The organism is Dorea sp. BIOML-A1, assembly GCF_009875615.1.
Lineage (GTDB): Bacteria > Bacillota > Clostridia > Lachnospirales > Lachnospiraceae > Dorea_A > Dorea_A amylophila.
Genome location: NZ_WWSA01000030.1, coordinates 1 through 14,592 on the forward strand (window position 1 = coordinate 1; position 14,592 = coordinate 14,592).

At 36.4% G+C, this 14,592-nt stretch carries 15 protein-coding genes; 4 read left to right on the top strand and 11 right to left on the bottom strand.

The annotated features are described in order from the left end of the window. Positions 1 to 173 precede the first annotated feature (173 nt). On the bottom strand, positions 174 to 1,685 hold the full coding sequence (locus GT508_RS11320; RefSeq protein WP_161144273.1) for a CoA-transferase: 1,512 nt from the start codon (positions 1,683 to 1,685) through the stop codon (positions 174 to 176). 222 nt (positions 1,686 to 1,907) lie between these two features. Here GT508_RS11320 and GT508_RS11325 point away from each other — a divergent pair, with 222 nt between their 5' ends. Further along, complete coding sequence (locus tag GT508_RS11325) at positions 1,908 to 2,276, top strand: BlaI/MecI/CopY family transcriptional regulator (RefSeq protein ID WP_005341664.1); 369 nt, start codon at positions 1,908 to 1,910, stop codon at positions 2,274 to 2,276. 18 nt (positions 2,277 to 2,294) lie between these two features. Continuing rightward, positions 2,295 to 4,094, top strand: a complete 1,800-nt coding sequence (locus GT508_RS11330; RefSeq protein ID WP_161144274.1) for a BlaR1 family beta-lactam sensor/signal transducer — start codon at positions 2,295 to 2,297, stop codon at positions 4,092 to 4,094. Between the two features lie 64 nt (positions 4,095 to 4,158). On the opposite strand, the gene GT508_RS11335 is transcribed toward GT508_RS11330, so the two are convergent. From GT508_RS11335 to GT508_RS11370, 8 genes are all read right to left on the bottom strand, one after another. After that, positions 4,159 to 5,391, bottom strand: coding sequence for a DUF6070 family protein (locus tag GT508_RS11335; RefSeq protein WP_118660306.1), 1,233 nt, complete (start codon positions 5,389 to 5,391; stop codon positions 4,159 to 4,161). Between the two features lie 8 nt (positions 5,392 to 5,399). Continuing rightward, entirely contained in the window at positions 5,400 to 6,599 is a 1,200-nt protein-coding gene (locus GT508_RS11340) for a DUF6070 family protein (protein WP_226853937.1), read from the bottom strand. Continuing rightward, positions 6,589 to 8,700, bottom strand: coding sequence for a penicillin-binding transpeptidase domain-containing protein (locus GT508_RS11345; protein ID WP_161144275.1), 2,112 nt, complete (start codon positions 8,698 to 8,700; stop codon positions 6,589 to 6,591). Before GT508_RS11345 ends, GT508_RS11340 begins: the two co-directional genes overlap by 11 nt. A 72-nt stretch (positions 8,701 to 8,772) precedes the next feature. Then, complete coding sequence (locus GT508_RS11350) at positions 8,773 to 8,988, bottom strand: type II toxin-antitoxin system prevent-host-death family antitoxin (RefSeq protein WP_055281104.1); 216 nt, start codon at positions 8,986 to 8,988, stop codon at positions 8,773 to 8,775. Positions 8,989 to 9,477: 489 nt separating this feature from the next. Continuing rightward, on the bottom strand, positions 9,478 to 10,716 hold the full coding sequence (locus GT508_RS11355; protein ID WP_005330087.1) for a tyrosine-type recombinase/integrase: 1,239 nt from the start codon (positions 10,714 to 10,716) through the stop codon (positions 9,478 to 9,480). A 105-nt stretch (positions 10,717 to 10,821) separates the two neighbouring features. Beyond that, complete coding sequence (locus GT508_RS15085; protein ID WP_080543107.1) at positions 10,822 to 11,001, bottom strand: excisionase; 180 nt, start codon at positions 10,999 to 11,001, stop codon at positions 10,822 to 10,824. Between the two features lie 4 nt (positions 11,002 to 11,005). Beyond that, the gene (locus GT508_RS11365) at positions 11,006 to 12,115 is read right to left on the bottom strand and encodes a replication initiation factor domain-containing protein (RefSeq protein ID WP_006857463.1); all 1,110 of its coding nucleotides are present in this window, start codon (positions 12,113 to 12,115) and stop codon (positions 11,006 to 11,008) included. 58 nt (positions 12,116 to 12,173) lie between these two features. Further along, positions 12,174 to 12,503 carry a hypothetical protein gene (locus tag GT508_RS11370; protein WP_005335695.1) on the bottom strand — a complete coding sequence of 110 codons (330 nt, stop codon included), beginning with the start codon at positions 12,501 to 12,503 and terminating at the stop codon, positions 12,174 to 12,176. Positions 12,504 to 12,752: 249 nt separating this feature from the next. On the opposite strand from GT508_RS11370, the gene GT508_RS11375 reads away from it, so the two are divergent. Further along, positions 12,753 to 13,436 (top strand): helix-turn-helix domain-containing protein, encoded by a 684-nt coding sequence (locus GT508_RS11375; RefSeq protein ID WP_015554186.1) that lies wholly within the window; start codon positions 12,753 to 12,755, stop codon positions 13,434 to 13,436. Between the two features lie 192 nt (positions 13,437 to 13,628). Here the strand turns inward: GT508_RS11375 and GT508_RS11380 are convergent, their stop codons facing one another. Then, positions 13,629 to 13,844 (bottom strand): helix-turn-helix domain-containing protein, encoded by a 216-nt coding sequence (locus GT508_RS11380; RefSeq protein WP_005335690.1) that lies wholly within the window; start codon positions 13,842 to 13,844, stop codon positions 13,629 to 13,631. Between the two features lie 113 nt (positions 13,845 to 13,957). On the opposite strand from GT508_RS11380, the gene GT508_RS11385 reads away from it, so the two are divergent. Beyond that, positions 13,958 to 14,266, top strand: a complete 309-nt coding sequence (locus GT508_RS11385; protein ID WP_006426016.1) for a hypothetical protein — start codon at positions 13,958 to 13,960, stop codon at positions 14,264 to 14,266. Positions 14,267 to 14,316: 50 nt separating this feature from the next. Here the strand turns inward: GT508_RS11385 and GT508_RS11390 are convergent, their stop codons facing one another. Then, positions 14,317 to 14,568: a hypothetical protein gene (locus GT508_RS11390; RefSeq protein WP_005335687.1), complete on the bottom strand. Its 252-nt coding sequence runs from the start codon at positions 14,566 to 14,568 to the stop codon at positions 14,317 to 14,319. Between the last annotated feature and the right edge of the window lie 24 nt (positions 14,569 to 14,592).

The following is a 14,592-nucleotide window of genomic DNA, read 5'->3' on the forward strand; positions in this document are numbered from 1 at the left end:
TTTCGAAATTTGCCTGTTTGAGCCGAATGGCGAGTTGCAAATTTCGGAAGCCCGTTTTTAGCATAATTTTGACGCTTAACTATTTCCCGCCGACGGAACCTGAACAGGAACGGCTTCCTACTTTTTATGCAGGTCCGGGTCGTCGTGCCTTCCTGAATTAAATAAATCTCAATTTAAATCTCCACCTCAAACGGCAGCCTGTCCAGAATATCTTTCTGTATATCTACTCCTGGGTAGACTTCGATCAGTTTTAAGCCTTTTGGTGTCAGTCTGAACACACAGCGTTCTGTTACATACAATACCTTTTGTCCGTTTTCAATCGCACGTTTTGCAGAAAAGCTTACACTATTGACCCTCTCTACAAATTTTGGTATCTCTCCTTCTTTCCGAATCGTTACCACACCTTTTTCCTGCGTAACATCCAATCCCTTGGCATCAAATGTCATACAGAATACAACCGTTGGTGTTTTTGCCGTAATATTTGCAAATCCACCAATTCCGGCAAAAGCTCCGGGACCTCTATGTGCATTGATGTTTCCATATCTATCCACTTCCAGCGCACCCATAAAACAGATATCAAGTCCGCCATTATCATACAGATCAAACTGGTTTGCCATATCATAGACAGATGCTGCCCCGATCATTGCTCCAAAAGCCTCTCCTGATACCGGAAATCCTCCAATGCCGCCCGATTCTACTGTTAAGGTTACCATATCAAGCATACCACACTTTCGTGCATATCTTGATACCATCTCCGGAATTCCGATTCCGATATTAACAATATCATCTACCCTGAGTTCCTGCGCCGCTCTTTTGCCGATAATATTTCCGGTTACACTGTTTTTCTGTGGCTTCGTAGACACATTCTCTATCTTTTCGCTCCATGTATGCCACTCCTTATAAGGAATCTCAAAACTTCCGGTAAGTGCAGTATATGCTTCGTTTCTCTTCTCCGGCTCTGCCACAACGATTGCATCTACCAAACAGCCCGGAATAATGGCATTACGTGGCCGGGATGGTGTATCAACCAATCTGTCTACCTGTACAATTACTTTTCCCCTGTTTGCCTTTACTGCCTGACAAATAGAAAGCGCATCTCCCGACATGAACATATCATCAAATGTAATATTGCCTTTTCTGTCTGCCGCAGTTCCTTTGATCAACGCAATGGTAATCTTTGGAAGTTTATAATACAGAAATTCATCCCCATCCACTTCAACATGTTTTACCAGTGAGTCATCAATAGAAATTCTGTTAATTCCAGGTCCTTCTCGTCTTGGATCTACAAAAATATCCAGACCAACTTTGGAAAGAGCTCCGGGAAGCCCCCCTGCCTGTGCACGGATTGCGTGGGAAATACATCCAAGCGGCAGATTATATGCTTCAAACCGATCCTCCAGCACCAATTTTTTCGTGCTAAGCATTGCTCCAAAATGACCACAGATCAGCTTGTCCACTGCACCTTCTTTGATATATCTTTCTGCATTATGTTCCTCGTCCCAGACACCAAACCCTGCACTCGATACAATTGTCAGATGCGTCGGTGACTGCATCTTCTGATATCTTCGGTAGATTGCCTCATGAAGTTCCGTCGGATTCTCTATTCCTACAAATGAATTGACACAGATACAGTCACCGTCCCGGATCAGACGAATCGCTTCATCTGCACTCATAATTTCATACATAATTTTATCTCCTTCGTCCTAGGTATTTTTAATCAGGCGGATATTCACACTCCGCATTCTGTTAAATATTATTTTACCTGATTACTTTAACCAAGTCCAGTAAAGGAATCCACTACCTTCCTCGTCTATCAATAAAACCAAGCTTTTTCATTCCATTGACAGATCAGACGTTTTCAATATATAATATTTTTATTACAAACGTAAGATTTGGAGGGATGTCACATGAGCAATTTGCCTCAAATTTCAGAAGCTGAATTTGAAGTTATGAAAATCGTTTGGAAATACGCACCAATCAGCACCAATGAAATTACTGAAAAATTAACACAAATTTCCAGTTGGAGTCCTAAAACAATTCAGACATTGATTAAACGTCTCGTTTCTAAAAAAGCACTAACCTATGAAAAACAAAGCCGGGTTTTTGTCTATACTCCATTGGTCAAGGAAGACGAATATATTCGGCAGGAAAGTAATTCTTTTTTAAAGCGATATTATAATGGTAATATCACTTCTATGCTTGCCTCTTACATTGAGGATGATAAATTGTCTGAAGAAGACATTGCCAGCTTACGGAATCTTCTTTCCAATCATTAACCATGGGAGGAGCATATTTTGATATATTTTAGTTTTCGATTTTTACTCTGTAATGCCATCATTTGTATTTTTTTAGGTAGTTTACTGGGATTAAAAAATTTATTGCAAAGGCAATTATCCGCATGTATGCAATATAATCTTTCGATTATATTTCTTGCCGTTCTAATTGTTCCCTTTTTACCGATAAACTCTGCCCCATCTTCTATATCGTGGAGACATTTGCTGACAGCCAGTTCAAGTACCAATGGTGACATTCAAACCACTTTTCTTTCTAGTAATGGTTATAATTTGGATAAAATAAATGATTTTGCTGTCTCTGTCAGCACCCAAATACCAACTTTTATTCACACATTACTTGTATTTTTCTGGAGTATCGGTATATTCATAATGTTTTTTCTTCTCTACCGCTCAGTAAAACAAGTAAAAGCCTTACATAGTTCTGCTTTACCTCTTCAAAATGAAGAACTAAACGCTCTTTATATAGAATGTTTAAACGAAGTGAACAGCAAGCATACCATTTCGATTTATAGTACAGCATTTTTGAAATCTCCTGTTTTGGCTGGTTTCCTGCATCCTCGCATTTATCTTCCAATTCACTTGATTTCAGATTTTAACGCTGGAACTATAAGCGCAACTGATATTCGCTATATGCTTCTTCATGAACTGCAGCACTACAAGCATAAAGATATTCTAATTGGATATTTGATAAATACAGTAAATGTTTTCTACTGGTTCAATCCCCTAATCTGGTATTTTCTAAAAAGAATACGACAGGAACGGGAACTTGCCTGCGACAGTGCTGTATTACAATTATTGAAAGAAACAGAATACAAGTCATATGGAAATACACTGATTAACTTTGCCGAAACAATAGCTCTGTCTCCATTCCCTCTTACTATGGGAATTAGTGGAAATATAAAACAGTTAAAAGGACGCATTTTAAATATTGCATCATTCCACCAACCTACTTTTAAGCAAAAAATTCGTGGATATCTTATATGCATATTCGTCTCTACTATCATCATTGGATGCATTCCCATACTTTCTGTTTATGCTTCTGATCAAACTGGGTATCATTTTGACACAACCGAAAAGAATATTACTCAGCTAAATCTTTCTTCCAATTTTGGGGACTACACTGGAAGTTTTGTTTTATATGATCAGTCTGCTGATAAATGGAATATTTATAATATGGAGCATGCTTCCACACGTGTATCACCGAATTCGACTTATAAAATATATGATGCATTACTTGGCTTGGAATCTGGAATTATTACACCAGAACATTCCACTTTCACATGGAATGGAGAACCATATCCTTTTAATTCATGGGAAGCCGATCAAGATTTAACCTCGGCTATACATAATTCCGTAAACTGGTATTTTCAGGCAATTGATTCACAGGCAGGTTTTGAAGCCGTAAGAACATTTTTACAGACAATAAACTATGGGAATCAGAATACTGGAACAAATCTAAATCTCTATTGGACAGATTTCTCTCTGAAGATATCACCCATAGAACAGGTGGAATTGTTACAGGATTTCTATCAAAATAATTTTCATTTTGACAGTAAAAATATCCAGGCAGTAAAAAAAGCTCTGCTGCTTTCCACTACTTCTTCCGGTTCTCTTTACGGGAAAACAGGAACAGGGCGTGTCAATGGTAAAGATGTCAATGGCTGGTTTATCGGATACATTGAAACAGCGAATAATACTTACTACTTCGCAACAAATATTCAATCCTCTTCTGGTGCAACTGGAAGTCAGGCTACCGAAATAACAGAATCTGTACTTTCTAATCTTGGTATTTGGAAATAAATAAAGAGAACTGATAGCATAATTTCCCGTTATCAGTTCTCTTTATTTCATTCTTCTCTACTGATCAATTCTGCAAATTACCTAACCGGTACTGATACCTCGGTATATTATCAATACCATTATCTAAAATCCTGTTTCCAACATACTGAATCGTTCCATCATCCTGAATTTTCATCGTAAGTTCGTGTGTAATAACAACATCATTACATACAACAGAATCACATACTGCATGAATTGTCAAAACAATGGTTCCATCTTCATTGTTCCTGACTTCTGTTACTTCCGGTAAAGACAAGCCAAAATGTGTTGGTGAATAATTACCACATCCCAATCGTTCCCAGATAAACATATTACTTTGTTCATCGTAGACCGCCCATTCTTTCAATTCTTCTTTTGTAACAGGAAGATATGTCATAATTACATTTTCGAACTCTTCTGCTGGAATTCCCACAACCTCTTTTTCTGCAGTAAATTTTTCTCCATATTTCATTTGATAAAAATATTCATAAAGTCCATTATAATCCAACCCCTGCATATCCTCCGCATTCCAGTTTGAACATAACAGATTGTTTCCCTGATAGCCGAACGTACTCACATATTTTTTTGAATATTCCCGACACTCCTCACTCAAAGGCTTTACCCGGATAATACAACTTCCATCTACAATCTCTGTCACTTCCGGTGGTTCAGGTACGCATAATTCATAACAGAAATTCCCATTTTCAGTATATGCCCATTCTTTTATTTTTGATAGCGATATGTATGTAAGTACAGGCTCTGTATCCTCACTCCAGATCATTTTTGCGGACATCACACTCATTTCTTTTCCATCATAACTATATTCTTTTCTGGTAATTCCACCATCTGTATCTGCTTCATATAAAATTACACTTCCTTTTTCTTCTTGTTCTGCAGATTTTAAAAATTGTTCCATCTTCTGATAATTATCCATAACAGAATAATGATCGGAACCAATGACCGGATTCCCATTTTGTTTGATAATTTCTTTCATCCGATTCATCATTTGCTCAGCAGTGTTCTGATCTGCTTCTTGTATTCCATTATATTCAGAATAAATGTCTCGGACAATGCCCATAATTTCTTCACAATCGTTCACAACTTCCTTTTTCTTGTCTTCATCGATTGGTAGATTATATCCCTTATCCGGATTTTCCATGGTAGTGTTTTTCTGATTATTCTCATTTTTTACATCTGTGCTGTTTAACGATATCTTACTTTCACAGGAAGTCAGAATCATTCCTATACAAAGTACTAACAAAATACTTTTTCTTTTCATATTGCCCCCTAATTATTACTGTAATTCTCTTCCCACTCTTCTTCTGTTAACCTTGGCATATACCACCCTGCATTTGCATTTTGATCTGAACTGATTACCTTATTTGATAAATACTGGAAACTTCCGTCTTCCATAGGTTTTATCATCAATTCACTGGTGATTGCCTGATCTACCATTCTGATTTCCCATACTGCTTCTATCGTAAGTTTTAATGTTCCATCTTGTAATTTTTCATATGAGATAACTTCCGGATATGGCTCATATGGGAATTCACAATCATATAACCCTCGCGGTCTGTATCTAAAAGTTTTATTATTAGAGTTATAAAAAGTTCCCTTTTCAATCTCGGTATTACTAAATGGTAAATAGGTCTTTATAACCTCTTCAAACTCATCTTCTGGAACTTCATATTCTGCTCCACCATAATTTGCTTCATATGGAACTTGCTTTCCATATTTCATATAATACATTTTTTCATAAAGATCATAAAAATCAAGTTCCGTATAATTCTGGTTATCCCAATTTGTAATCAACAGATTATTAAGTGCATACCCCAACGGCATAACATATTTTCGATTCAATTCCCGGCATGTTTTATCTAATGGCTGCACTCTGAATCCAGTTTCACCCGGTGCTCCATCAAATCCCGGTGGGCGATATTCCTCCAGAAACAAATATCCTTTTTCTGTATATTTCCACTCATATGCTTCATATTCATCATAATAATTAGCCTGCGGACTATTATCTTTCCATTTAACCTGACATAATCGAACATTTATCTTTCCATTCATTGACTCTAAATGATATTGTATAATTTCCCCTTCATCAAATACAACAACAATATCAACTGCTGCCTGTTCTTCTTTCTCCGCTGCTTTGCAAAATTCTTCTACTTTTTCACGATTGACCATATCAATCTGATTATCACAATCTACTGCCGCATATCCTTTCTCTTCCAGACAATTGATAATTTTTCTTTTCGCCTTTAATGTATTTAACTCCGACTTCTCCTTCATATAAACAGACCGAAAAGTTTGCGCTGTTTTTTTTACTTCTGCATTCATTTCAGATTCTACGGTTTCTTTCTTTTCTTCTTTTTCCGTAATTCGATTTTGGCCGCATCCTGTAAAAACAATAAGAACTATCAATATCATCGCAATTTTCTTACATATGTAATAATTCCCTGTAAAAATTTTTTTATTTTTCAAAATATTCCTCCAATACGGTTGCATCCTTTTTAACAACATAACCACTTCCACCGATTCCTTTCACATTCTCAACCATACTGATAAGAAGAATTGGTTTGTCCACGCTTTTATCTGCCGTAAACACTGAAAACCACCCGATTTCTTTGCCAGAAGTATCTTCTTTCGTTGCCTTCAACTCGGCTGTCCCTGTTTTTCCAGCCAGCAAAATATCGTCACGATGTGCAGCATATCCGGTTCCTTCCGGATCATTTACAACACCTTCCACCCCTTGCATAATTTCTTCTACATTTTCTTTGCTAAACGCATTTTCTATCCATGTTTCACCAGATGCTTCTTCTTTGTATTTCAAATACGGTTTTATCATATTCCCTTCATTTAAAAATGAAGTATAAATACTTGCCAGATGTAATGGATTTACAAGAATCTGCCCTTGCCCATAACCACTATCTGCCAATTGTATTTCTGTTTCTATTTTATCTGTATTGGAATATGTTGATTCCTGCATCGCAATCTCAAACGGCATATTCTGATTAAATCCTATTTCATTTAAAGTATTCATAAAATTCTCACTACCAATTTTAAGAGCTGCCTTTGCAAAATAAATATTATCAGAATAGATAATTGCATTTTTCATAATAACCGGTTCATATTCATGAAGTGTTGTCACTTGATAAGATCCCCAAGACGAATCTTTCTGCCATGCCAAACCTTCATTTCCAAAATCTTCTTTTGGATCTATGCTTCCCGTTTTCAACCCAATTCCTGCCACAACTGGTTTAAATGTTGAGCCAGGACACCATACTTGACGGAAACGATTATATAATGGTTTCTTTTCATCTTCGTTTAATGATGTCCATTTCTCTGATGATATGCCCCGTATAAATTCATTATTATCATAAGATGGGGTACTTACCAAAGCCAATACTTCTCCCGTATAAGGATTCATTGCGACAGAACACCCCGGATCTTCTTTAAACTGCTCGTATAATGATTTTTGCAAATCGGAATCTATCGTTAATCTTATATCCATACCATCTTCTTTAAAAATACTTGCAAGAACCTCTTTTACTTCCCCATCACTATCCAAAATCTTTATATCACAACCATCTTTTCCTTTTAATTGCTTTTCGTATAACTTTTCCACCCCAGATCTTCCGATTACACTTTCTGCTGAATATCCTTCCCCTGGATGATTTTCCAAATCTTCTGCTGTTGCAGACTGTACATAACCAATTAAATGAGCTGCTGCCTCCCCTAACTCATAGGTTCTAACTTCCACATCTGATAGCATAACCCCTGGAATTTCCAAAAGTTTATTCTGACAATCCTGCTCCTCAAGTGTCTTTTCTTCTGGCTGTATTTTCATTAAATCTATTTCTTCTACTTTCGGAATAGTTTCAATTGGTACAAAAGAATCTTCTTTTACCCACTTTGCTGTGAGTTTGTTATTTATTGTTTCTACATCTATCTCTAATAACTCCGCTATTTTTTCAATAGATACATTCCTGTCTTCCAGCTTTCCCGATATAATGCCAACTGATGTTGCTACTCCTTTTCCTGCAAGCATTTTACCATCTCGGTCTAATATTTCTCCTCTCTCCGCTTTTGATGTAGTAACACTTATTTTATCATCACTCTCTAAATCTGGAAAAATCAGGCTATCCTGCCATACTAATTTATATCCCTGTTTCGTCTTCTTCAGTTCCGCCATATTGTCAAATTGTATTGTTCCGGCAATTGTATTACATGATGTTTCATACGAAAGCGTAACTGTATCTGCTTTTTTCTCTTTCACAGCTATATGACTGATTTTAATGTCACTGACCTCTATTCCTTCGTATATCTTAGAATTTCGTTGTATGTATTCTTCTTTTTCCAGATAAGCTTTCTCCCCTGAATCTATCATGGCATACATCGCTTCATATTCCTTTTTTTCAATATGATTCATATATTCCACCAGCGTGTCTTCTGGTGATTCCGTAATTGATCTTTTTAATAAAACACCTCCCCAAATAGCAATTACTGTTATAGCCATTATTAACCCCAAAATCCTACAAGTGTAAGATTTTTTAGTGCTTTGTTTTTTCCGTCTTTTTTTCATAGATACCCCTTTCTTTCAACGCTTTTATTTTTTAAATCTTACACTTGTAGTATTTAAAAGTCAAGTCTTTTCTCAGGCATTATATATAGCAGACTTAGGATCAGAAAATCCTGCCTTTGCTTTATCAATATGGTTCGTGCTAAGCAACTCGTCATAAGTTTCCATACTCATAACTACCAAATCTCCATAACCATTTTTTGTAATGAAAACTGGCTGCTGCTGTTTATGACATAATTCAGATATTTCATTTGTATTACGTAAATCTGTAATTGGTTTGATTACTGGCATTGTAGCACCTCCTTTCTTTGTACATTATTACAACAGAATATTGTACATCTATAAACCAATTTATGAAATATCTAAGAATAACACTCTTCATCTTTCTCACAAAAAAAGAAGACAAGAGTTCTGACAGCTCATTGCCTTCTTTCATCTCATGTTCAAATAAATTTATTCGTTTTCTTTGTCTATCTTATATGAAAAATCCGCTTAACAAATCAATTTATTTTTTTAAGTTTCTATAAAAACAACCCTCACAAACAGTGTCACCACCATTCGCAAGGGTTATTATCATTTCAGAAATTCAACACACTATTCGATTATGCGTTCATCTGTTTTGCCAACTTTTATTTACTGTTTTCTCAAATGCCCATTTTATAAGGCTTTCTACGCTTTCCTCAATTCTGCTCTTCCATTTTACCCAATTTCCCTTTGGGTAGAAACTTTTCATTCCCGTTGAAAGCAAATTTCTCTTATTTTGCTATGTTGGGTACTCTTTTATGCACACTGGGTGGAGTTTTTATTTTTCTGAACTTTCTGTTTTTCACTCACGCTACCAAACTTTGCTATTTCTTCTTCAAATTTTGTTTCTGTCACATGAGTATATATGTCAATCGTTGTACTGTAATGCTGATGTCCCATTAGCATTTGCACTACTTTAGCGTCCATTCCTTTTTCAAAGCACCTGCTACAAAATGTATGTCGGATTGCATGAGGATAAAGGTCTTTAAATTCTATCGGCTCTCTGTTTTCCTTTACCGCTTCTATTGCTTCTTGAAAATTGATTGCTTTTACTACTTTCTTAATTTCTTTTTCTGCTACATTCCGAATAACTGGACTTCCTAAAGAAGTGGTAAACACCAAGTTATCAAATTCTCCACTTGAACGCCAACGATTTCCATAGGCTTTTTTCTGCCTGTTCTGTTTTTCTTTTTGAGATAACAGAATTTCTTCTGTTTCTGCCATAAACGGAATACTTCTGTATGAATTATGTGTTTTAGGCTTTGTTAGTCGCATAGTCTTTACTCCATTTTCATATTGACAGGATAAAGACCTTTGAATGTTAATACATTTCTTATTCCAGTCTATATCTTCCCATTTCAGACCACCGACTTCCCCAATTCGCATACCCGTCAGAAACATAATGTAAAACATCTCTTTATACCAGTTATGCTCTACTTCCTGCAAAAACCTTGTTTGCTCTGCCATTGATAAGAAACGTCTTTCTGCTGTTTTATTTTCCCAAGGTACATTGATTTCAAAACATGGATTGATGTCTATAATACGATTATTCTTTGCAGACTCCAAACACTCCCGAACTCTGCCTAAAGCATCTCGCATACTGGAAGACGCTCTCCCCTGCTTATTCATATCGTTAATGACACGTTGAATATCCAAGTTCCGTATATCTGTCACTTTCATATTCCCTATTGCTTTTCCAAATGTATTATAATATTTGCTACGCATAGGAAACACGCTTGTTTCCTTGATATTAGGAATTTTATAATTTGCAAACCATTCCTCAAACCATTCATTCAGCGTTATTTTCTGACGTTTCATATCAATATTATTTCTTGCTTCTTCTTTTGCCTTTTCAAACAATATTTTTAATTTCTTCAAATCAACATCATACAAGTTAATGTCTATTCCGTTTATCTTTGCTCTTGCTTCGTATCTACCGTCCTTTCTTTGACGTAAACCTGTTCCTAATTCTTTTCCTTTTAAATCTTTACCCATAATCTCTACCCTTTCTATCAATCAAATATTTTGATAAATAAAAAGGGAACTTCTGTGATTTTAACCATATACTACTATAAGTTCGCCTCCTTTTCAATCAGAACTTCAATAACTTTTTGCTTGTTGCTCTAGCCATGTGTCTAATAATCTTCTGTTCGCATACCACCGATACCCAATCTTCATGGAAAACGGACAGTTTCTACTTTTCAAGAGTTCTCTTGTCTTTGTTTCTCCAAGTCCAAGATACTCACTTACTTCCTTTAAATTTAATAATGCTTTTTCTATACGATTATCCCCTTTCCTCTAATCTTCTTGCTTTTATGTAATCATCATACAACTGTTTCTGTGTGATATTCATTTCTCCATTTGCTACAAGATTACCGATATAATCCCTTTTCTCTATCTTTCCAACCTCTGCAAACAGTTTCAAAGACGGAGCAACATACTTTTCTAACCATTCCCACACCTTTTGTAAACTTTTCTTCTGTGGTTGCATGGTAAGTTTAACCTTACCTATATCTTTCATCAGTTCCGCCCACGCTTGATAGGTTGGGTAAAGCCTTTTTCGTGTTGTCATGCTGTCTGTCGGCTTTTCTAAAAATCGTATTTTGCTGTTCAATACTTCCATTGCCAGTCCTGCCACATCTCTATATCTCAATAATTCCTGTACTACGCTAACTGCCATTTCCTGCCGAAATCTCAACTCATATCTATTCCAATTTTCGTCTAATTCTGTTCCATATTTTTTATTCTGTTCATATCCTTTTTCATAAAATACCAATCTCAAATTGCTGGCTGAACTGCCGAGATAAAGACTACCACCTTTACTCTGAAACACTTCTTCTTTCAGTTCTCCCGAGTCGTGAAAATCTATCTCCCTTAGTTTTGTGGAAAGCAATCCCTCTTTTGTCCGTACAATCAAATCGGGAATACTCAAATAAGGTTTTCTATCATCTATCGCCAAATCAATCCGAGGAACATTGATATGATACTGGCAAACTCTGTTCAAGAAATCAAACCATGTTTCCTCATTGAGTTGTAAAAAATTCTCATAGTTGCGACAGCCTTTCCCACTCATTAAAATCTGAAAGCCTTGATACTGTGCATTTCCTGTCGGCTTTAGCACCTTGATATTATCGAAGATTGCCACAACCTCATGTCCTGCAATCCCCTTTTCATAACCCGTTACGGTCATAAGTTCCAAAGGTATTCTCAGTACATCTTCTATAACTGCTTCTAACGGAACTTCCTTAATCGTTATCTGACACCAGTCTATCAAGGCACTTAATGCTTCTTTCTGTCGTATTACTCCCCTGTTAGTGTAGGGGAGTTCTGGAAGAAAACTTCCGCTTCTTTCTTCCAAATTTACCATACCTCCTATCTGCAATGGCGTTGCCATTGCCCTGCCCTCAACCTGCCGTTTGGTACGTCAGAACGAGGACAGGAACTTTGACCGCCTACATATTTTTGTTTGCAACAGGGCGGATACCCTTACAGGTAATCTTCTCCACTAATACAGGAAAGTTTCCTCTCTGCACATAAGGGGCATATACTGGTTCTTCCAGTTCCACCACCGCATAAGGCTCAATCTTCGGAAGTTCCGTTGCTTCCAAGCGAATATCCACGCTGTTCCCAAGCTTCATGCTTCCAAGATGAAGTTTTAAGGCTTCCACTTCCTCTGTTTTCTTCTTACTGTCTTTATCATAGCGGTAACAGTTATCCGCACCCATGAAACGAAGTTCTCCAAATGCTTCTTTTACCTGTTCTTTTGTCAATGTAATCTGCATACACGTTCCTTTCTCCCCGTTGAACCGATAGGTCAGTTTCTCATATTTTCAATTTCTTATTACGACGTCGTTTGTGGTTCAGTTATTTCTGAACTTAATTGTATATTAGCACAGACATATTTGTTTTGCAATAGGAAGTTTAGTTTTTTATAAACTTTTTATTTTCTTTTTTCTGAACTTGTGGTATAGTGTCCTTAGACGATAAGATATGAAAAGTTATAACGAGATATGGAAAGAGAGGGTTTTCAGATGAATACAATCGCAGAACGGATTAAATTTGCCATGAAAGCAAAAAATAAAAAACAAGTAGATATAGTCAAAGATACAGGTATCAGCAAAGGGGCGTTTAGTTCCTATCTTTCGGGACAATACAACCCCAAAGCCGATAAAATGGAACTGATCGCCGACTCCTTAGATGTAGATTTGCGTTGGCTTTACGGACAAAATGTGCCTATGGAACATACAAGTCAAAACGATAACGCCCTGCAATATGTCTTTTATAACAACTCCTGCTCTGAGTATCTTCTTGATGATTTAGATGATATATATATCGCCATGATGACACAATATGCCGCCCTCATTCCACGCTTTTATGTCCTTGTCAATCGTGCTGGAAATGCAATGCACATACTGCCACTATTTTTGAAAGAGGATAGTTCCCAATTCTATGAATGCCCGTCTGATTTCTTTTATTCCGACAGGCATACAATTTTTACAAGAGATTTTGAAAGCATTCACATGGTATTAACAACCGCCACGATTTACTATTATGGAATTGATACAGCAACCTATGAACCGAAAGTTACCATGCTCTCCTACTCACAGACTGACGACTGCTTTCATATCGACAACGGAATACAAGACGGTCACATAAAAGCATTTGAAAAGGAACTGGAGAAAGAAGCACTTTACTTAAAGCATAACGCCCAGTAACAGACAAGAGGACTTGCAAGGTTTCCGACCTTTCAAGTCCTCTGCTGTATCATGGTGCTGTTGGCTGTGTCCGTTCCGTCAAGGACTGCCCTACGGCGTATCGGCTACGCCTTGTTCCTTGACCTCACTACATTTTCTCTTTTTCTTGACACAACAAAAGCCTGCACGAATTTTCTTCAATCCGACAGGCTCTCATTCTTTCACATACTCTATCAGTTCTTCTATTCCACACTCCAAGTAACTGCACAGTTTACAGATTAGTTGTGCGTCTAATCTCTGAAATTCATTTCTGCAATAACGATTAAAATTAGACCTCGGTATATCCAATTCCTTACAAATGGTATTCTTACTAATTCCTTTTTCTTTCAGCAGTTCCTCTATGTGAAGTTCCAAATGTCCATACTTCATTGCCTCACCTCTACATAAAAGTATATTCAATAAATCTTTATGTAGTAATTCACTATATAGTGAGGTACTATATACTTATCCCTATAACTATACAGAAACAGAGGTATATCAAAATGAAAAAGAAATTGTTATTTGCCACTATTATTCTAGTCTTGCTTGCAGGCATTCTCTATTACATTAGCTTGCCCGATTATCTTGTATTTAACAGTATGTCATTCAGCAATGGGGCTAATCGTGATACCGAACTACAAGTTATTGTATATCAATACTGGAATACAGATGAAGTAATAGCGGAAATCGAAGCAGAACATAATCAAATCAACGGAACTCCTACTATTCTTACAATCAATCTGTATCACTCTAAATGGTCTTTTCGCAATGGATATGAACCATTTTATAGTACCACTATCAATTATAATTAAAAAGAAAAAGCAGACAGTCAATAAAAAAACTGTCTGCAATAATATGGAATTTACCCCTTTAACCCTCTCGCCTGTCTATCCATATCTTCAATAACAATATCATAGATTTCTCCGATTTGAGAACAATATTCTAACACTTTCCATGGCTCATTTGTATGAAAATGAATTTTAATCAATTCTTCATCTCCAACCGCCAATAAGCAATCTCCTTTAAAATTATTTGTGAAATATTCATTTATTTTATCTTCATCAAGATTTTCGCCTTCAATCAAAAGTTGAGTATCATATCTAAATTCTAACATCCTATTATCCTCCAAATTCACATT